The 19,291-nt window shown below is 68.1% G+C and carries 18 protein-coding genes; 16 read left to right on the top strand and 2 right to left on the bottom strand.

The window, feature by feature from the left end; all coding sequences use genetic code 11:
- Positions 1-144: 144 nt before the first annotated feature.
- A complete protein-coding gene (locus NBY65_RS25165) occupies positions 145-1,383 on the top strand; it encodes an acetate/propionate family kinase (protein ID WP_239002916.1) in 1,239 nt (412 codons plus the stop codon).
- A 90-nt stretch (positions 1,384-1,473) separates the two neighbouring features.
- Entirely contained in the window at positions 1,474-3,000 is a 1,527-nt protein-coding gene (locus NBY65_RS25170; protein ID WP_203330598.1) for an alpha/beta fold hydrolase, read from the top strand.
- Positions 3,001-3,024: 24 nt separating this feature from the next.
- Here NBY65_RS25170 and NBY65_RS25175 read toward each other — a convergent pair whose 3' ends face one another.
- Positions 3,025-3,735 carry a TetR/AcrR family transcriptional regulator gene (locus NBY65_RS25175; protein ID WP_150042695.1) on the bottom strand — a complete coding sequence of 237 codons (711 nt, stop codon included), beginning with the start codon at positions 3,733-3,735 and terminating at the stop codon, positions 3,025-3,027.
- A gap of 172 nt (positions 3,736-3,907) precedes the next feature.
- Between NBY65_RS25175 and NBY65_RS25180 the strand changes: the two genes are divergently transcribed.
- The 5 genes from NBY65_RS25180 to NBY65_RS25200 all read left to right on the top strand — a co-directional run bounded on the left by NBY65_RS25180 (position 3,908) and on the right by NBY65_RS25200 (position 10,590).
- Positions 3,908-5,077: an isovaleryl-CoA dehydrogenase gene (locus tag NBY65_RS25180; protein ID WP_150042694.1), complete on the top strand. Its 1,170-nt coding sequence runs from the start codon at positions 3,908-3,910 to the stop codon at positions 5,075-5,077.
- Positions 5,078-5,121: 44 nt separating this feature from the next.
- The gene (locus NBY65_RS25185) at positions 5,122-6,729 is read left to right on the top strand and encodes a carboxyl transferase domain-containing protein (RefSeq protein ID WP_150042693.1); all 1,608 of its coding nucleotides are present in this window, start codon (positions 5,122-5,124) and stop codon (positions 6,727-6,729) included.
- A gap of 7 nt (positions 6,730-6,736) precedes the next feature.
- Positions 6,737-8,752: an acetyl/propionyl/methylcrotonyl-CoA carboxylase subunit alpha gene (locus tag NBY65_RS25190; protein WP_150042692.1), complete on the top strand. Its 2,016-nt coding sequence runs from the start codon at positions 6,737-6,739 to the stop codon at positions 8,750-8,752.
- Positions 8,749-9,654 carry a hydroxymethylglutaryl-CoA lyase gene (locus NBY65_RS25195; protein WP_150042691.1) on the top strand — a complete coding sequence of 302 codons (906 nt, stop codon included), beginning with the start codon at positions 8,749-8,751 and terminating at the stop codon, positions 9,652-9,654. Before NBY65_RS25190 ends, NBY65_RS25195 begins: the two co-directional genes overlap by 4 nt.
- A 156-nt stretch (positions 9,655-9,810) precedes the next feature.
- Entirely contained in the window at positions 9,811-10,590 is a 780-nt protein-coding gene (locus NBY65_RS25200; protein WP_150044667.1) for an enoyl-CoA hydratase-related protein, read from the top strand.
- Between the two features lie 2 nt (positions 10,591-10,592).
- Here the strand turns inward: NBY65_RS25200 and NBY65_RS25205 are convergent, their stop codons facing one another.
- Positions 10,593-11,819 carry a glycosyltransferase family 4 protein gene (locus NBY65_RS25205; protein ID WP_348539798.1) on the bottom strand — a complete coding sequence of 409 codons (1,227 nt, stop codon included), beginning with the start codon at positions 11,817-11,819 and terminating at the stop codon, positions 10,593-10,595.
- Between the two features lie 308 nt (positions 11,820-12,127).
- Here NBY65_RS25205 and crcB point away from each other — a divergent pair, with 308 nt between their 5' ends.
- The 9 genes from crcB to hypA all read left to right on the top strand — a co-directional run bounded on the left by crcB (position 12,128) and on the right by hypA (position 19,256).
- Positions 12,128-12,532, top strand: coding sequence for a fluoride efflux transporter CrcB (gene crcB, locus NBY65_RS25210; RefSeq protein ID WP_203330704.1), 405 nt, complete (start codon positions 12,128-12,130; stop codon positions 12,530-12,532).
- A gap of 327 nt (positions 12,533-12,859) precedes the next feature.
- On the top strand, positions 12,860-13,945 hold the full coding sequence (locus NBY65_RS25215) for a hydrogenase small subunit (RefSeq protein ID WP_150044662.1): 1,086 nt from the start codon (positions 12,860-12,862) through the stop codon (positions 13,943-13,945).
- Positions 13,946-13,970: 25 nt separating this feature from the next.
- On the top strand, positions 13,971-15,761 hold the full coding sequence (locus NBY65_RS25220) for a nickel-dependent hydrogenase large subunit (RefSeq protein ID WP_150044660.1): 1,791 nt from the start codon (positions 13,971-13,973) through the stop codon (positions 15,759-15,761).
- Between the two features lie 13 nt (positions 15,762-15,774).
- A complete protein-coding gene (gene cybH / locus NBY65_RS25225; protein WP_150044657.1) occupies positions 15,775-16,518 on the top strand; it encodes a Ni/Fe-hydrogenase, b-type cytochrome subunit in 744 nt (247 codons plus the stop codon).
- Entirely contained in the window at positions 16,518-17,084 is a 567-nt protein-coding gene (locus tag NBY65_RS25230; RefSeq protein ID WP_150044654.1) for a HyaD/HybD family hydrogenase maturation endopeptidase, read from the top strand. Before cybH ends, NBY65_RS25230 begins: the two co-directional genes overlap by 1 nt.
- A 5-nt stretch (positions 17,085-17,089) precedes the next feature.
- Positions 17,090-17,392: a HypC/HybG/HupF family hydrogenase formation chaperone gene (locus NBY65_RS25235; protein WP_150044652.1), complete on the top strand. Its 303-nt coding sequence runs from the start codon at positions 17,090-17,092 to the stop codon at positions 17,390-17,392.
- Positions 17,393-17,576: 184 nt separating this feature from the next.
- Positions 17,577-18,386: a hydrogenase expression/formation protein gene (locus NBY65_RS25240; RefSeq protein WP_150044650.1), complete on the top strand. Its 810-nt coding sequence runs from the start codon at positions 17,577-17,579 to the stop codon at positions 18,384-18,386.
- Positions 18,383-18,562 carry a rubredoxin gene (locus NBY65_RS25245; RefSeq protein WP_203330703.1) on the top strand — a complete coding sequence of 60 codons (180 nt, stop codon included), beginning with the start codon at positions 18,383-18,385 and terminating at the stop codon, positions 18,560-18,562. The genes NBY65_RS25240 and NBY65_RS25245 overlap by 4 nt, the downstream gene beginning before the upstream one ends.
- A 352-nt stretch (positions 18,563-18,914) precedes the next feature.
- Positions 18,915-19,256, top strand: a complete 342-nt coding sequence (gene hypA, locus NBY65_RS25250; protein ID WP_150044647.1) for a hydrogenase maturation nickel metallochaperone HypA — start codon at positions 18,915-18,917, stop codon at positions 19,254-19,256.
- Positions 19,257-19,291: the final 35 nt, after the last annotated feature.

A 19,291-nucleotide genomic window follows, 5' to 3' on the forward strand; every position in this document is an offset into this window, starting at 1 on the left:
GTCGGATGCAACCAGGCCAGTCTATCCTTTTCGATATCATGGATTTGTGAGAGCTGTCGCGGCACCAGGGCATCCGGCATTGACGGAGCCTGCACGCAGGACACGAAATACACGGCGTGCCCCGTTACCAAAGGAGGAGGTCGCGTGACCGACCAAGCCCTTCATGCCGGCCCGATGGTGTCCGATGGTCATCCGCGCGGCTGCATCGTCGTTCTCAATGCCGGTTCCTCCTCCATCAAGTTCGCGATCCACGCGGCGGAAGCGGATGGCGTTGCCCGCTTCCGCGGGCAGGTCCAGGGCATCGGGTCGCGGCCACATCTGGGCATCCGCGACCAGGCCGGCCGCACGGTGCAGGAGCGGGAATGGCCGGCGCAAGGCTTCGACCACCACGCCGCGACCGGGGAGATCCTGCGCCTGCTGCCGGACCTGGTAGAGGGCGCGCGGGTGCTGGGGGTAGGACACCGGGTGGTGCATGGCGGCACCGAGTACGCGACCCCGGTGCGGGTGGACGCGACGGTGCTGGCGGACCTGGCGCGGCTCGTGCCGCTGGCGCCGCTGCACCAGCCGCATGCCCTGGTGCCGATGCATGCGATCGCGGAGAAAGCCGCCACTCTGTCGCAGGTCGCCTGCTTCGATACCGCCTTCCATCGCAGCCAGCCCCTGGTGGTGCAGCGCTACGCCTTGCCGCGTCGCTTCCATGACGAGGGCCTGCGCCGCTACGGCTTCCACGGCCTGTCCTACGAGTTCATCGTCTCCCGCCTGCGCGAGGTGGCGCCGCAGAGCGCCGCGGGACGCGTGGTGATCTGCCATCTCGGCAGCGGCTCCAGCCTGTGCGCGGTGCAGGACGGGCGCAGCGTTGCCACCACCATGGGCTTCACCACCCTGGAGGGGCTGGCGATGGGCACGCGCTGCGGCACGCTCGATCCGGGCGTGCTGCTCTACCTGATGGATACGCACGGCATGGATGCGCGTGCCATCGAGGACCTGCTGTACCGGCAATCGGGACTGCTCGGCGTGTCCGGGATTTCCTCCGACCTGCGCCGGTTGCGCGCTTCCTCCGCGCCGGAGGCGGCCGAGGCGATCGCACTGTTCGTGCACCGGATCGTCCGGGAGGTCGCCTCGATGGCCGCGGCGATGGGCGGTATCGACGCCATGGTGTTCACCGGTGGCATCGGCGAGAACGACGCCGCCATTCGCGCCGAGGTGGCACATGGCTGCGCCTGGCTCGGCCTGGCCATCGATGCTGCCCGCAACGCACAGGGCACGGGCCGGATCAGCGCGGCGGGATCGCGCATCGATGCCTGGGTGCTGCCCACCGACGAGGAACGCATGATCGCGCGCCACACCGCCGCGTTGCTCGGGTTGCGCGCGCCGCCTGGCTGAGCCCGGGACGGGTGGCCGCGCCCGCCGCGCCGATGTAGACCGAAGCCAGGCGGGCGGCGACCTCTCCCGCTGCTGTCGGAGCGAGCGCCTTTGCGATCCCTTGCACGTCCTGTCGTCGCCGTGGCGGCGCTGCTCGCCATCGTCCTCGCGCTCTGGCACCTGACCGCGGCGACCGCGGGGCTGTCGATCACCCGCGCCGCGGTCGGGCCGATTCCGGTGACGGTGTTCCGGCCGGCCGCCCCCGGCCCGGCCCCGGTGGCGGTGGTGGCGCATGGCTTCGCCGGATCGCAGCAGATGATGCAGGCCTTCGCGACGACACTCGCCCGCGATGGCGTCCTTGTCGTGACCTTCGACTTTCCCGGCCATGGCCGCAATCCGGAGAAGCTGGCGGGCGGACTGACCGACGATGCCGCGGCATCGGGCGCGCTGGTGGGCGCGCTCGGGCGGGTGGTCGCCTTCGCCCGCGACCTGCCCGGCGGCGATGGGCGGGTGGCCCTGGTCGGTCATTCCATGGCCTCCGACATCGCGATCCAGTACGCCCGGGCCCATCCGGACGTGGACGCCACCGTGGCCGTCTCGGTGTTCGCCCGCGACGTCACCGCCGACAGCCCGCGCAACCTGCAGGTCGTGGTGGGTGGGCTGGAACCGGAGATGCTGCACGCGGAAGGGCGGCGCATCGTCGGCATGGCCAGCGCCGGTCCCGTCAGGGAAGGCGTCACCTACGGACGGTTCGCCGATGGCACGGCGCGGCGGCTGGTGGTCGCGCCGGGGGTCGAGCATATCGGGGTGCTGTACAGCCGCGACACGTTGCGCGCGGTCCGCGACTGGCTGGATGCCGCCTTCGCCCGGCAGGGCGGCGACTTCGTCGATGCCCGCGGCCCCTGGATCGGGCTGCTGCTGCTGGGGGCCGTGCTGCTGGCCTGGCCGCTCTCGGCGCTGCTGCCGCGTGCGGCGGTGCCGGCGGCCGGGGCGGGGCTGCGCTGGCGGCACCTGCTGCCGCTGGCCATGCTGCCGGCGGTGGCGACGCCGTTGCTGCTGTGGAAGCTGCCGACCGATTTCCTGCCCTTGCTGCTGGGCGATTACCTGGCGGTGCATTGCGCCCTGTACGGGCTGCTGACCGCCGGCGGGATGTGGTTGTTGCGCCGGCGTGACGCGGCGGGGGAGGCCGTGCGGATCCGCCGTTCCAGCCTGGTCATCGCCGCGCTCGCCGTGCCGGCTTATGCGGTGCTGGCGCTGGCCTTGCCGATGAACGCCTTCGTGTCCTCCTTCCTGCCCACCCCCACGCGGGTGCCGTTCGTGCTGGCGATGCTGGCAGGGATGCTGCCCTGGTTCCTCGCCGATGAATGGCTGACCCGTGGGGCAGCCGCGCCCCGTGGGGCCTATGCCGTGACCAAGCTGTGCTTCCTGCTGTCGCTGGCGCTGGCGATCGCGCTGGATCTGCACCGGCTGTTCTTCCTGATCATCATCGTGCCGGTGATCCTGCTGTTCTTCGTGATCTACGGGCTGTTCAGCGCCTGGACCTATGCGGCGGTACGCCATCCGCTGCCGGGGGCGCTGGCCAACGCCATCGCCCTGGCCTGGGCGGTCGGCGTGACCTTCCCCCTGGTGGTCCACTGACTCCTTGCGGATGTCGGGCGCCGGTCAGGCCGGCGCCTCATGTCCGGCGGCAGGTGGGGTGGGGCGGTTGCCGCGTCGCAGCGGCGGCTGCCCGGTGAGCTTGGAGAGGTCGGGGCCGCGCCCTTGCGGCGCCTCGGCGGTGCGCAGGCATCCTTTCAGCACCAGATCCGTGTGCAGCGCCACGATCTCCGGCTTGGACAGGCGGCCTTCCGGCTTGTACCAGGTGCAGGCGCCGGTCAGCATGGCGAGGATGGCATAGGCGGTCACCGGGACGTCATGCACGTCCAGCACCCCGGCCGCCACCCCTTCCTCCAGCAGGGCGATCAGCCGTTCCTCGTAGGTGCGCCGCAAGGCCACGATGATGCGGTAGTTCGCCGGTTCGAGCGAGCGCAGCTCGAAATTGGCGATATAGACCTCCCGCTTCTTTTCCATGTGATAGAGCAGGTGATGCGCGATGAAGGCCCGCAGCCGGCCGACCGGATCCCCCTGCGGGGCGGCGGCCAGCGCCTGCGCGGACTGCTCCAGCAACGCCAGCATATGATCGTGAACCAATCCGAACAGCAATCCCTGCTTGGTGCGGATGTGGTTGTAGAGCGAGGCCGGTTGCAATCCGACCTCGGCGGCGAGCTGGCGCAGGCTCATGGCGTTGAAACCATGCTCATAGATCAGTTTCAGCCCGACCCGACGGATCGAGGCGGCTGTGGTCGGGCCGTGCGAGCCGGCGTTGCGGGTCATGCCCTCTCCTGGGAACATCTGGGTGGCACCGCCAGTTTTACTGAGAAAGTGATCTTGCAGTCAATTCGAAACTAACGTATGACCGTATCGGAAACACACGACTGTTCGTAAAAATGCCGGTGTGGCCCGCCTCTGGCGGGCGCCACCGGGAATGGCTTGGGAGGGACCCGGGATGAGCAACCACTTGCGCGGCCTCGATTTCGGTCTCGGCGAGACCGTCGACATGCTGCGCGCCCAGGTGGAGGATTTCGCCGCCGCCGAGATCGCCCCGCGCGCCGCCGCGATCGATGCCGCGAACGAGTTCCCGGCCGATCTGTGGCGCAAGTTCGGCGATCTCGGCGTGCTCGGCATCACCATCGGCGAGGAATACGGCGGCGCCGGCATGGGCTACCTGGAACACGTGGTGGCGATGGAGGAGATCAGCCGCGCCTCGGCCTCGGTCGGCCTGTCCTACGGCGCGCATTCCAATCTCTGCGTCAACCAGATCCACCGCAACGGCAACGAGGCGCAGAAGCGGCGCTACCTGCCGAAGCTGGTCGCGGGCGAGCATGTGGGCGCGCTGGCGATGTCCGAGCCGGGCGCGGGGTCGGACGTGGTCGGCATGCGCACGCGGGCGGAGCGGCGCGGCGACCGTTACATCCTCAACGGCAACAAGATGTGGATCACCAACGGCCCCGATGCCGACGTGCTGGTGGTCTATGCCAAGACCGACCCCGCCGCAGGGCCGCGCGGCATCACCGCCTTCCTGGTCGAGAAAGGCTTCCCGGGCTTTTCCACCGCTCAGAAGCTCGACAAGCTGGGCATGCGCGGTTCCAACACCTGCGAACTGGTGTTCCAGGATTGCGAGGTGCCGGAAGAAAACGTGCTCGGCACGGTCGGCCGTGGCGTCAACGTGCTGATGAGCGGGCTTGATTACGAACGCGCGGTGCTGGCGGCCGGGCCGCTCGGCATCATGCAGGCCTGCCTGGACGTGGTGCTTCCCTATCTGCACGAGCGCCGCCAGTTCGGCCAACCAATCGGCGAATTCCAGATCATGCAGGCCAAGGTCGCTGATATGTATACGACCATGAACGCGGCCAAGTCCTATGTCTATGCGGTCGCGAAGGCGTGCGACCGCGACCGCACCACCCGCAAGGACGCCGCGGGTGCGATCCTGTTCGCCGCCGAGCGCGCCACCTGGATGGCCCTGGAGGCGATCCAGTGCCTGGGCGGCAACGGCTACATCAACGACTACCCGACCGGTCGCCTGCTGCGCGACGCCAAGCTCTACGAAATCGGCGCCGGCACCAGTGAAATCAGGCGGATGCTGATCGGGCGCGAGCTGTACACCGAGAGCGCCTGACCGCTGCCCCGTTTCTCCGCGCGTGTGAAGGGAGAGTTCCAGCCATGCCGGTCCTGGACACCGCCATCGACACGGCTTCGCCGGAGTTCCGCGCGAACGCCGAGGCCATGCGCGCGCTGGTCGCGGATCTGCGCCAGAGCGTCGACGCCGTCCGCCAGGGCGGCGGGGAGGCGGCGCGGCAGCGCCATCTCTCTCGCGGGAAGTTGCTGCCGCGCGATCGCATTCGCGCGCTGATCGATCCCGTCTCGCCGTTCCTCGAAATCGGGCAACTTGCCGCGCACGGCATGTATGGCGGGGAAGTGCCGGCAGCCGGCATCATCACCGGCATCGGCCGCGTGTCCGGGCGGGAGTGCATGATCGTCGCCAACGACGCGACGGTGAAGGGCGGCACCTACTACCCGATGACGGTGAAGAAGCACCTGCGCGCACAGGAGATCGCCGCGCAGAACCGGCTGCCCTGCATCTACCTGGTGGATTCCGGCGGCGCCAACCTGCCCAACCAGGACGAGGTCTTCCCTGACCGCGAGCATTTTGGCCGCATCTTCTACAACCAGGCCACCATGTCGGCCGCCGGCATCGCCCAGATCGCGGTGGTGATGGGCTCCTGCACCGCGGGCGGCGCCTACGTGCCGGCGATGTCGGACGAAAGCATCATCGTGCGCAACCAGGGCACGATCTTCCTGGGCGGCCCGCCGCTGGTGAAGGCGGCCACCGGCGAGGTGGTCAGCGCCGAGGACCTGGGCGGGGCCGACGTGCACAGCCGGACCTCGGGCGTGACCGACCATTACGCCGAGAACGATGCGCATGCGCTCGGCATCGCCCGCAACATCGTGGCGGGACTGAATACGGTGAAGCGGCCGGGCCTGGCGTTGCGCGCACCGGTGCCGCCGCGCCATGATCCGGCGGAGATCCATGGCGTGGTGCCGGCGGATCGCCGCCGCCCCTATGACGTGCGCGAGGTGATCGCCCGCATCGTCGACGACAGCGCCTTCGACGAATTCAAGCGCCTGTACGGCCAGACCCTGGTCACCGGCTTCGCGCATATCTGGGGCTATCCGGTCGGCATCGTCGCCAATAACGGCATCCTGTTCAGCGAAAGCGCGCAGAAGGGTGCGCATTTCGTCGAGCTCTGCGCCCAGCGCGGCATTCCGCTGGTGTTCCTGCAGAACATCACCGGCTTCATGGTCGGCCGCAAATACGAGGCCGGCGGCATCGCCAAGGACGGCGCCAAGATGGTGACCGCGGTCGCCACCGCCGCGGTGCCGAAATTCACCGTCATCATCGGCGGCAGCTTCGGCGCCGGCAATTACGGCATGTGCGGCCGCGCCTATTCGCCGCGCTTCCTGTGGATGTGGCCGAACGCGCGCATCAGCGTGATGGGCGGCGAGCAGGCGGCGTCGGTGCTGGCGCAGGTGCGCCGCGACAATCTCGAAGCCCGGGGGGAGACCTGGCCTGCCGCGGAAGAAGAGGCGTTCAAGCGCCCGATCCGCGCGCAGTACGAAACGCAGGGCCATCCCTATTACGCCAGTGCGCGGCTGTGGGATGACGGCATCATCGATCCGGCCGACACCGCCCGCGTGCTCGGCCTGGCCCTGTCGGCCAGTCTCAACGCCCCGGTCGAGACGACCCGCTTCGGCCTGTTCCGGATGTGAGGGAGCGATGTTCAGGAAAATCCTGATTGCCAATCGCGGCGAGATCGCCTGCCGGGTGATGGCGACCTGCCGGCGGATGGGCATTGCCAGCGTTGCCGTCTGCTCCGATGCCGACGCCGATTCCCGCCACGTCGCCCTCGCCGACGAGGCCTGGCCGATCGGTCCCGCACCGGCGCGCGAAAGCTATCTGGTGATCAACAGGATCATCGAGGTCGCGCGCCGCTCCGGTGCCGAGGCGATCCATCCCGGCTATGGGTTCCTGTCGGAGAACGCGGCCTTCGCCGAGGCCTGCGCCGAGGTCGGCATCGTCTTCATCGGCCCGCCGCCGGCGGCGATCCGCGCCATGGGGTCCAAGGCCACCGCCAAGGCGATCATGGAACGCGCCGGCGTGCCGCTCGTGCCCGGCTATCACGGCGAGGACCAGGATCCCGCCACGCTGACCGCCGCGGCGGCGCGCATCGGCTATCCAGTGCTGATCAAGGCCTCGGCCGGCGGCGGCGGCAAGGGCATGCGCGTCGTCACCCGGGCGGCGGATTTCCCGGCGGCGCTGGAAGCCGCGCGACGCGAGGCGGCGTCGTCCTTCGGCGACGACCGCGTGCTGATCGAGAAATACCTGACCCGGCCTCGCCACATCGAGATCCAGGTGTTCGCCGATCGCCAGGGCAACACCGTGTCGCTGTTCGAGCGCGACTGCTCGATCCAGCGTCGCCATCAGAAGGTGATCGAGGAGGCGCCGGCGCCCGGCATGGATCCGGCGCGGCGCCGCGCCATGAGCGAGGCCGCCATCGCCGCGGCCCGTGCGGTGGGATATGTCGGCGCCGGCACGGTGGAATTCATCGCCGAGGGCGATGGCTTCTACTTCATGGAAATGAATACCCGCCTGCAGGTCGAGCACCCCGTCACCGAGATGATCACCGGCCAGGAACTGGTCGAATGGCAGATCCGGGTCGCCCACGGCGAGCCCCTGCCGCTCACGCAGGACCAGTTGGCGATCAGCGGGCATGCCATCGAGGCGCGGATCTATGCCGAGGATCCGGCACGCGATTTCCTGCCCTCGATCGGTCCGCTGCTGCATCTGCGCCAGCCACGCGAGAGCGCGGATGTGCGCGTCGATACCGGCGTGCGCCAGGGCGACAGGATCACGCCGCACTACGACCCGATGATCGCCAAGCTGATCGTCCGGGGCGAGGACCGTGCCGCCGCGCTGCGTCGCCTGGCTGCGGCGCTCGCCGAGTATGAAGTTGCCGGCGTGCAGACCAATCTCGGCCTGCTCCGGGCCATCGCGGCGCATCCGGCTTTCGCAGGCGCGGATCTCGATACCGGCTTCATCCTCCGGCACGAGGCGGAGCTGATGCCCCCCGCCGCGGCGAATCCGGTGGACACCACGGTGGTGTGGGCGGCGGCGACGATGGCGTTGCTGCGCGACCAGCTCGTGGCCAAGCAGGCGCAGGCGGCGGCATCTGCCGACACATGGTCGCCCTGGGGGCTGGCCGATGCCTGGCGCTTGAACGGCGATGGCTACCAGGATCTGCTGCTGCGCGACGAAGCAGCAACGGTGCCGGTCCGGGCGCATCCGCGCGGCGATGGCGGCTTCGTGCTCGATCTGCCGGCGGGTTCGGTGCATGCCGATGCCACCGAGGACACCGACGGTATGATCCTGCGCCTCGATGGCGTGCACCGCCGCCTGCACGTGGTGCGCCGCGGCGCCGAGCTGACGGTAATCTTCGGCGGACGCAACCATGTGGTGCACGCCGTGGATCCGCTCGCGCCGCCTTGCACCGATAGCGCGGGCGACGATCGCCTGACCGCGCCGATCCCGGCACGCGTCGCCCGCGTGCTGGTCCGGCCCGGCGACATCGTGCCCAAGGGCACGCCGTTGATCATCCTCGAAGCCATGAAGATGGAACTCACACTGGCCGCCCCCATCGACGGCCGGGTCGAGAGCGTGCGCCACGAGGTCAACGACATGGTGGAGGAGGGCACCGAACTGGTGACCTTCGCCCCCGCCGAGGAAGCGGCATGAGCTTTCCCGAACGCGTCCGCATCGTCGAGGTCGGCCCGCGCGATGGGTTGCAGAACGAACCCATCCAGGTGCCCGTGGCCACCCGGGTGGCGCTGATCGAGGCGCTCGCTGCCGCCGGCCTGACCCGCATCGAAGCGGGCAGCTTTGTCTCGCCCAAATGGGTGCCGCAGATGGCCGGCACCGAAGAAGTGCTGGCTTCGCTGCGGCGTGTTCCGGGCGTCGATTATCCGGTGCTGGTGCCCAACCTGCAGGGACTGGATCGCGCGCTCGCCGCCGGAGTCACGGAGATCGCGGTCTTCGGCGCCGCGTCCGAGGCGTTCTCCCGCCGCAACATCAATTGCTCGATCGCCGAAAGCCTGGACCGGTTCGCGCCGGTGGTGGAACGGGCCCTGGCGGCCGGGATGCGGGTGCGGGGTTATGTCTCCTGCGTGCTCGGCTGTCCCTACGAAGGCACGGTCGCGCCGGCGGCGGTTGCCGGCGTCGCTGCGCGGCTGGCGGCGATGGGCTGTTACGAAATCTCACTGGGCGACACGATCGGCGTGGGGACGCCGCTGCAGGCGCGGCACTTGGTCGAGCGCGTGGCGCAGGACGTGCCGGTGGCACGGCTGGCGCTGCACTTCCATGATACCTATGGGCAGGCACTGGCGAATACGTTGGCCTGCCTGGAGACGGGGGTTGCCGTGATCGACGCTGCGGTGGCCGGGTTGGGGGGGTGCCCCTATGCGAAAGGGGCGGCCGGCAATCTGGCGACCGAGGATCTGGTGTACATGCTGCACGGCATGGGCATCGCCACCGGCGTGGATCTCGATCGGCTGTGTGCGGCGGGAGACATGATCGCGGCGACACTGGGACGGCCGAGCGGGTCGCGGGTAGCAAAAGCAAGGCAAGGGCTCCGCCCTTGACCCGGCAGGGGGCAGGGGCCCCCTGCACCCCATTCTCGCTGCGCGGCACAGAGTCATGGGTTCCAAGGGCGAAGCCCTTGGTGGAGGTCCAGGAGGCGAAGCCTCCTGGTGGGGTGCGGGGCAACGCCCCGCCAACAGGCTTGGGAGCAAGGGAACGTGAGCGAACAGACGGTCCTGGTGCAGACGCGTGGCCCGGTGATGTGGATCACCATCAACCGCGAGGAGCGTCGCAATGCCATGAACGACGCGGTCATCGCCGCGATCGCCGATGCCTTCACCCAGGCCATGGCGGACAGTTTCCTGCGGGCGGTGGTGCTGACGGGCGTGGGGGAGCGGGCGTTCTGTGCGGGGGTTGATCTCGCCCCGGGGGCCGGGTCGTTCCAGTATGATTTTTCCCAGGTCGGGGTTCCGTTCGTGCGGCTGATGCGGCAGGCGCGTGACCTGACCCTGCCGCTGATCGCGCGCGTCAACGGGGCCTGCATGGCCGGCGGCATGGGCCTGCTCGGCATGTGCGACATGGCAGTTGCCGCCGAGCATGCCCGGTTCGGCCTGCCGGAAGTGAAGGTCGGTGTTTTCCCCATGCAGATCATGGCGGTGCTGCAGGATCTGATCCCGCGCCGCAAGCTGTACGAGCTGGCGCTCAGTGGCGAGCCGATCGACGCCACCGAGGCATTGTCGCTTGGCCTGCTGAACTACGTGGTGCCGAAGGCGGATCTGGATGCTCGGCTCGACTGGCTGCTCGCGCGCATCCTCGACAAGAGCCCGACCGCGATCCGGCGTGGCAAGTATGCGATGCGCCAGATCGAAGCGCTGGATTTCGATCATGCCGCCAGCTTCATGGAAGCGCAGATCGGTACACTGGCCCTGACCGAGGATGCCGCTGAGGGCCGCCGTGCCTTCAACGAGAAGCGCCCGCCGATCTGGACCGGGCGCTGAGGCTAGGCCACAAGACTTTCGATCAGGCGCAGTTGTGCCGGCAGGCAGCGGTTGAGCGCGTATCGCTCCAGCACCGTCTCGCGCGCACGGCGGCGCAGGCTGTCCTGGCCGGCGCGGTCGGCGAGGCAGTCCGCGACACGGGCGGCGATCTGGTCGGGGGCGAAGAAATCGACCAGCACACCGTTATGTCCGTCCTCGATCACCTCTTCCACCGGCGGCGTGCGCGATCCGACCACCAGGCATCCGGCCGCGAGGGTTTCCATGCAGGACCAGGAGAGCACGAAGGGCACGGTCAGGTAGACATGGGCCGCCGACACCTGCAGCAGGGTCAGGTAGCTGGCATAGGGGATGCGGGGGAGGATGTGCACCCGGTCCGGATCGAGCGGTCCGACCTCCGCGAGCATGGCCTCGCGCCAGGTCGTGTGTCCGGACGGTGCGTGGCCGTAGCTGATTTCGTCGCCGCCGATGATGACGATGCGCGCCTCCGGGCGGGCGCGCAGGATCTGCGGCACCGCGCGCATGAAGGACGGAAAGCCGCGATACGGCTCGAGGTTGCGGGCGACATAGGTGACCACCTCGTCGCGGGCCATCAGGGCGCGCCCGTCGGGCAGGATGAAGCGGGCCTCCGGGTCGGGGTGGACCATATCGGTGTCGACGCCGTCGAAGATGACGGAGATCTTGTGGCGGAACGGCTCGGGATGCCGGTCGCGTTGCCAGTGCGTGGGGCTGATCCCGTGGTCGCAGGCTTCCAGGCTCAGCAGCAGGTGAGCGTTGCGGGCGCGGGCCCGGCAGATGCTGTCCATGGAGGCGGGGCTTGCGGGGTCGAAACCGACATCGGCGCCGTGGCCGTGATAGTAGAATTCGCAGTAGTTCAGCAGCTTCGCGTCGGGGAAGACGTCCTTGACGAACAGGGATTCGCCCCAGCCGGGATGGGCGATGATCATGTCCGGGCGGAACCCCTCGTTCGCCAGCTTGAGACAGGCGCGCACCACCTGCTGCCCGTGCAGGACACAGTTTTCATACAGGCGCACGTAATGATGGGTGCTGGCCGAAGCGACGCGGGTCGGCGCATAGGTCAGGCGCTGGACGCCGGGCAGGGTGACGTCGCTGCGCCTGGTCATGAACACGACCTGGTTTGTCGGATTGCGTGCAAGGGCCGGGGCAAGATGTCGGAACTGGCCGGGCATGTTCTGATGGATCAGGAGGTATTTCATGCTTCCCTGGCGCATCCACCGTTCTTGGCCCGAGAATAGCGTGTTACCGTTCCCGGACAAACTGCGCCGGGTCAAAGGGAAGTCTGGGTATCCGTGTTCATCCGAAGGTTGCTTTCCCGCGATAACCGGCCTGGCCCCCCAGGGGGGGGAGGGGCGGGAGACCCCCGCACATCGCCCCGCATCGGCACAGAGCAGTGCTGCGGGAGCAGGCGGGCGGTTCCTTCCGCAATGAGCTATCCTTCGGCCGATATCGGTGTGGTGCCGTTCGCCTGGCCGCGACGTGCCCGATCGGTCGCAGGCGTGCTAACGGGACTTCGGATGCGATGATGACCTATCTGTGGGTGGCGCTGGGCAGCGCGCTCGGTGGCATGGCCCGCTACGGCGTCGGCATTGCCGCAGCCCGGCTGTGGGGGGCCGGTTTTCCCTGGGGGACGCTGCTCATCAACGTCGTCGGCAGCTTCGTCATCTCCTTCTTCGGCACGCTCACCCTGCCGGGCGGGCGGTTGCAGGCCGATCCGGGGCTGCGCATCTTTGTCATGGTCGGTTTCTGCGGCGGGTTCACCACGTTTTCCTCGTTCAGCCTGCAGACGCTGGAACTGGCGCGCGACGATGCCTGGCTCGGGGCCATCGCCAATGTCGCGCTCTCCGTCATCCTGTGCCTCGCGGCTGTCACCGCGGGGCATGTGCTGGCGAGCCGGCTCGGGGTCATGCCTTCCGCGCGAGGCTGATCGCGCCCGCTCCGGGGCTGCGGCCCCGCATCAGCGACGGATCACGGAAGTTGTGTTTCTTCTGAAATGATAAACCGGAAGGCGAAGTCTTCATGTCGGGGCCGCCGTGACATGGGCATCACCTCGCGCGTGCCGGGCTGGTTATCTGCCTTTCGGCGCTGATCATCTGCTTTCCGCCCACAGCGGTCGTCACGGTGCCGGTGTGCAGGAAACATGCTGTCTTTTCGTGGACGCATCATTCTGCCAGACTTGGCCCGGTTCTTGCTGATTGAGTTCCGTTACACCCGATTACGATGAAACGCGCAGCCGAAGCAGGGGAGGCAAGCAATGAGTGCGGCCACGGAAACGTTCTATGACGTGATCCGCAGGCAGGGGATGACCCGCCGCAGCTTCACCCGCTTCTGCAGCCTGACTGCCGCCAGCCTGGGGCTTGGCCCGCTGGTCGCCTCGAAGATGGCGCATGCGCTGGAGACCAAGCCGCGCGTGCCGGTCATCTGGATGCATGGGCTGGAATGCACCTGCTGCTCGGAGAGCTTCATCCGCTCGGCGCATCCGTTGGTGAAGGATGTGGTGCTGTCGATGATCTCGCTTGATTACGACGACACCCTCATGGCCGCCGCCGGCCACCAGGCCGAGGAAATCCTGTTGGAGACCAAGGAGAAGCACAAAGGCGGCTACATCCTGGCGGTGGAGGGCAACCCGCCGCTCGCCGGCGATGGCATGTTCTGCATCGACGGTGGCCGTCCCTTCGTCGAGAAGCTGAAATGGATGGCCGAGGACGCCCAGGCGGTGATTGCCTGGGGATCCTGCGCCTCCTGGGGCTGCGTGCAGGCCGCCAAGCCGAACCCTACCCAGGCCACGCCGATCGACAAGGTCATCCGCGACAAGCCGATCATCAAGGTGCCTGGCTGCCCGCCGATCGCTGAGGTGATGACCGGCGTGATCACCTACATGGTCACCTTCGGCCGCCTGCCCGAACTCGACCGGCAGGGACGGCCGAAGATGTTCTATTCCCAGCGCATCCACGACAAATGCTATCGTCGGCCGCATTTCGACGCCGGCCAGTTCGTCGAGGAATGGGACGATGAGGCGGCACGCAAGGGCTATTGCCTCTACAAGATGGGCTGTCGCGGCCCGACCACCTACAATGCCTGCTCGACGGTTCGCTGGAACGGCGGCGTCTCTTTCCCGATCCAGTCGGGGCATGGCTGCATCGGCTGCTCGGAGGAAGGGTTCTGGGACAACGGCCCGTTCTACGAGCGCCTGTCCAACATCCGCACCTTCGATGTCGAGGCCAATGCCGACCGCGTCGGCGGCATCGTGGCGGGGGCCGTTGCCGCCGGCGTGGTCGCGCATGCCGGCGTCACCGCTGTCAAACGCCTGACCAACGGCCGCAAGCCGGACCAGGACTGAGACCAGGCCAGCAAGGAACATCGCCATGGGCATCCAGACCCCGAACGGCTTCAGCCTGGACAATTCCGGCCGGCGCGTCGTCGTCGATCCGGTCACCCGGATCGAGGGCCATCTGCGCGTCGAGGTCAACGTCGACGCCAACAACGTCATCCGCAACGCCGTCTCCACCGGCACGATGTGGCGCGGTATCGAGGTGATCCTGAAGGGGCGCGACCCGCGCGATGCCTGGGCCTTCACCCAGCGCATCTGCGGCGTGTGCACCGGTACGCATGCGCTGACCTCAGTGCGTGCGGTCGAAAACGCGCTTGGCATCGCCATCCCCGAGAACGCCAACACCATCCGCAACATCATGCAGCTCACGCTGCAGGTGCATGACCACATCGTGCATTTCTATCACCTGCACGCGCTTGACTGGGTGGACGTGGTCTCGGCGCTCTCGGCCGATCCCAAGGCGACCTCGGCGCTGGCGCAGTCGATCTCGCCATGGCCGCTTTCCTCGCCGGGCTATTTCAAGGACCTGCAGATCCGCCTGAAGAAATTCGTCGAGTCCGGGCAACTCGGCATCTTCCGCAACGCCTATTGGGGCCATCCCGCCTACCGGCTGCCGCCGGAGGCGAACCTGATGGCGGTGGCGCATTACCTGGAAGCGCTCGACCTGCAGAAGGACATCGTGCGCATCCACGCCATCTATGGCGGCAAGAACCCGCATCCGAACTGGCTCGTCGGTGGCGTGCCCTGCGCCATCAACATCGACGGCACCGGCGCGGTCGGCGCCATCAACATGGAGCGGCTGAATGCCGTCTCCGCCATCATCGACAGCGCCCGTACCTTCGTCGAGCAGGTCTACCTGCCGGACCTGAAGGCAATCGCGGGTTTCTACAAGGACTGGCTGTACGGCGGCGGGCTCTCGTCGAAATCGCTGCTGTCCTATGGCGACATTCCCGAGCACGCGAACGACTATTCGCCGGAGTCGCTGAAGCTGCCGCGCGGCGCCATCATCAACGGCCGGCTCGACGAGATCCTGCCGGTCGACCTGACGGACCCGCAGCAGATCCAGGAATTCGTCACTCATTCGTGGTACAAGTACCCGGACGAAGGGCAGGGGCTGCATCCCTTCGAGGGCGTCACCGAACCCAACTACGTGCTCGGCCCCAACGCGAAGGGCAGCCGAACCAATATCGAGGCGGTGGACGAAGCCGGCAAATACTCCTGGATCAAGGCGCCGCGCTGGAAGGGCCATGCCATGGAAGTGGGGCCGCTCGCCCGCTTCCTGATCGGCTACGCGCAGAAGAAGCCCGAATTCAAGGAACCGGTGGACGCGCTGCTGCGCGAGCTGGACGTGCCGGTGGCGGCGCTGTTCTCCACGCTCGGGCGCACCGCGGCGCGTGGCCTCGAATGCCAGTGGGCCGCGCGCGAGCTGCGCTATTTCCAGGACAAGCTGGTGGCGAACATCCGTGCCGGCGACCTCGCCACCGCCAATATCGACAAGTGGGAGCCACAGAGCTGGCCCGCCCGCGCCCGCGGCGTCGGCTTCACCGAGGCACCGCGCGGCGCGCTCGGTCACTGGATCCGCATCGCCGATGGCCGGATCGAGAACTACCAGTGCATCGTGCCGACCACCTGGAACGGCTCGCCGCGCGATCCGGCCGGCCGGATCGGCGCCTTCGAGGCGGCGCTGCTGGACACGCCGATGGCCGATCCGGCGAAGCCGCTCGAGATCCTGCGCACGCTGCATTCCTTCGATCCGTGCCTGGCCTGTTCCACCCATGTCATGTCGCCCGATGGCCAGGACCTGGCGCGGGTCACCGTGCGATGAAGGGGGGCGCGACATGAGCAACACGGTACGCAAGGGCCGCTACGAGTTCGGCGGCGTCATCGACCAGACCGAGGAAGTCATCTGGGGACGGATGACCGTCTATGTCTACGAGGCGCCGATCCGGATCTGGCACTGGGTGAACGCGGCCGCCATCACGGTGCTGGCGATCACCGGCTACCTGATCGGCTCGCCGCCGCCGACGCTGCCCGGCGAGGCGAGCGCGCATTTCCTGTTCGGCTATATCCGCTTCGCCCATTTCGCCGCGGGCTATGTGCTGGCGATCGGCTTTATCCTGCGGATCGTCTGGGCCTTCTTCGGCAACCGCCATTCCCGCCAGATCTTCTACCTGCCGGTCTGGAACCGGCGCTGGTGGCGCGGCGTGTTCTGGGAACTGGCCTGGTACACGTTCCTGGTGAAGGAGCCGAAGAAATACCTGGGGCACAATCCGCTGGCGCAGATCTCGATGTTCTTCGTCATCACCCTGGGCACGATCGGCATGATCATCACCGGCTTCGCGCTGTATTCCGAAGGCACCGGCCGCGATTCCTGGCAGGCGTGGGCGTTCGGCTGGGTGTTCGATTATCTCCCCAACAGCCAGGACGTGCACACACTGCATCACCTGGGCATGTGGGTGATCGTGACCTTCGCCATCCTGCACATCTATGCCGCCATCCGTGAGGAGATCATGTCGCGCCAGACCATGATCGCCACCATGATCTCGGGCGAGCGGCAGTTCCGCGACGATCGCGACGACTGATGCCGGACCTGCCTCAACGCGTTCTGGTGCTGGGCATCGGCAACATCCTCTGGGCGGACGAGGGGTTCGGCGTGCGCGCAGTGGAAACCTTCCACGCCACCTGGCAGGTGCCCGCGCATGTCACGGTGATGGATGGCGGCACCCAGGGGCTCTACCTGGTGCACCACGTGCAGGAGGCCGACGCGCTGCTGGTGTTCGATGCCATTGACTACGGGCTGGCCCCCGGCACGCTGCGCGTGGTGCGCGACGCCGAGGTGCCGCGCTTCACCGGGGCGAAGAAAATGAGCCTGCACCAGACCGGCTTCCAGGACGTGCTGAGCGCTGCCGAGTTCACCGGGCGCTGCCCCTCGCGGCTGGCGCTGGTGGGATGCCAGCCGGTCGATCTCGAGAACTGGGGGGCGCCGCTGACGCCGCCGGTGCGCGATGCCATCGCTCCGGCGTTGCAAGCGGCCGGGCAGGTGCTGGCGGAATGGGGAGTGGCCCTGGACCGGCGCCGCGCCGCGCCGCCCGGCCTGCTGGCGAATGACTGCGACTTCGCCGGCTACGAGCGGCGTGGGACGGGCTGACGCGGATGTGCCTGGGGATACCGATGACGGTGCTGGCCGTCGAGGCCGGCAGCGCGGTCTGCGAGCATCGCGGCGAGCGCCGCGTGGTGTCGACCCTGCTGGTGGGTGACGTCACACCGGGCATGCACCTGCTGGTGCATATCGACACTGCGGTCCGGGTGCTGGATGCGGCGGAGGCGCGATCGATCGAGGCCGCGCTGGACGGGGTGCAGGCCGCGCTCGATGGCCGCGATTTCGAGCCGTTCTTCGCCGATCTGATCGGGCGTGAGCCGGAATTGCCACCGTTCCTGCGCGCCGGGGCAAAGTGATCCCGGCTTTCGCCTGACCGGATTTCGCGCCCCGGCCCGCGTCATGGCGATGAGGGGGGCGTTGGACAGGATCTGTCCCGTTCCGGCCGGGACTGGCAATGTTCTTGCCAGATCTGTCATTTTGCTTTTCAATTCCGCATCGGTCACCGGCCGGAGCAAGTGGGGAGCGGGAGGTTCGGAGGTCATGCCGATTGGGAACATCGCGGCGCGCAGCCCCTGGCGCATCGCATCGGGTGCCGGCAGCATTCTTGCCACTGCCGGGCAGCAGGATCTCGCCGCGCGCTGTCCGCGCGTCGCTGCCCTGTTGCCACAACTGGCCGAGGCGCTTGCAGCCCACGCCTCAACCATGGCGGGTCGTCTGTTCGATCTGACCGACTTCTCCGCCGACGAGACGGCGCTGATCGGCGAAGTGCTTGGCGAAGGCGAAGTGTCCGGCATGGCGGCGCTGCCTGACGGCATCGTGGCGCAGGTGCAGGAATCTGTGCTGGCCGGGCTGTGGCGTGTGCGGTTCCAGGGGCCGGGCGGCGGCTGCGTCGCCGATTACCTGGAGGTCGCCGCCGTCCCCGAGGCGGTGTGCCGGGCGGCGCTGCTGACCCGGACCGGGCTCGAGGTCGGCGTTCCGCCGGAAGGGACGATGAACGTGCTGCCCGTGCTGGCCGAGATCCGCGACCATGCGGCCCGGCACCAGCCAGGCGCACCGCCCCATGTCATCAACTTCACCCTGTTGCCGATGACGGAAGCCGACATGGGCTTCCTGCAGGCATCGCTGGGGGAAGGACCGGTGATGTTGTTCTCGCGCGGCTACGGCGCCTGCCGGGTGGTGGCGACCGGGCTGCGTCACGTGTGGTCCGTGCAGTATTTCAACACGGCCGGCGTGGTCGTGCTGGACACATTGGAGATCGGCGATGTGCCGGAAGCGGTTCTGGCTGCCACCGAGGATTTCCGTGAGTCCGCCACCCGCCTGCTCGAGATGGCCGAGGCTTGTTTCGCATGAGCTTTCCCCCTGACGGCATGATGGAATGTGGCGTGTGCTGGCACGTCTACGATCCTACCGAGGGTGATCCCGACCGACGGGTCCCGCCCGGCACCGCCTTCACGGCGTTGCCGCAGGACTGGCGCTGCCCCATCTGCGACGCCACGCGGATCGTCTTCGTGCGGCCGAACGCGTGACCCTGGTGGTCCGATCGCGACAGATGTGTCTGTCGCAGTCGCGGCAGTAGCGCCGTCGCCGTGCCCCTGGGCGCCGTGCCGACAGGTTTCCTTCCGTGCATGGGGGTCGCAATCTGGCCGCGTGAGCACGATGCGTTTTCGCGGCGTCTCGCGTGGCGAGGAGCGGCCATGCCCGCCTGGGGCGCCTGTGGGTCCATGTGGCCCCGGAGTCTGCTGAATGCGGCGGTGCGTCGCGCCCCCGCCGCCCTGCGACCGCCCTTGGTCCGGGATTTCGCGCCGAAGGGCCCTTACCGGCGCATCGCCCCATCCGATCCCGGCGGGTCGCGTGGGATCGTCCTGCGGGAATGCCCCGATGCATGAGATGGCCCTGACCCAGAGCCTCATCGCCATTGTCGAGGAAACCGCCCGCCGCGAGCGCGCGACACGCGTGCGGGTGGTGGTGGTTGAGATCGGCGTGCTCGGGCATGTCGAGCCGGAGGCGCTGCGTTTTTGCTTCGATGTGGTCAGCCGCGGCACCCTCGCCGAGGGGGCGCGGCTGGAGATCGTGACGATGCCAGGCCAGGGCTGGTGCCTCGATTGCAGCCGGAGCGTGCCGATTACCGGCCGCTTCGGCCCTTGCCCGGACTGCGGCGGGCAGCGCGTGCAGATGACCAGCGGCGGCGAGCTGCGGGTTCGCGAGATGGAGGTGACGTGACGTGCAGCCCTTCAAGCCGCCCAGGGACCCGGACC

Source organism: Rhodovastum atsumiense (assembly GCF_937425535.1).
In the GTDB taxonomy this organism is placed as follows: domain Bacteria; phylum Pseudomonadota; class Alphaproteobacteria; order Acetobacterales; family Acetobacteraceae; genus Rhodovastum; species Rhodovastum atsumiense.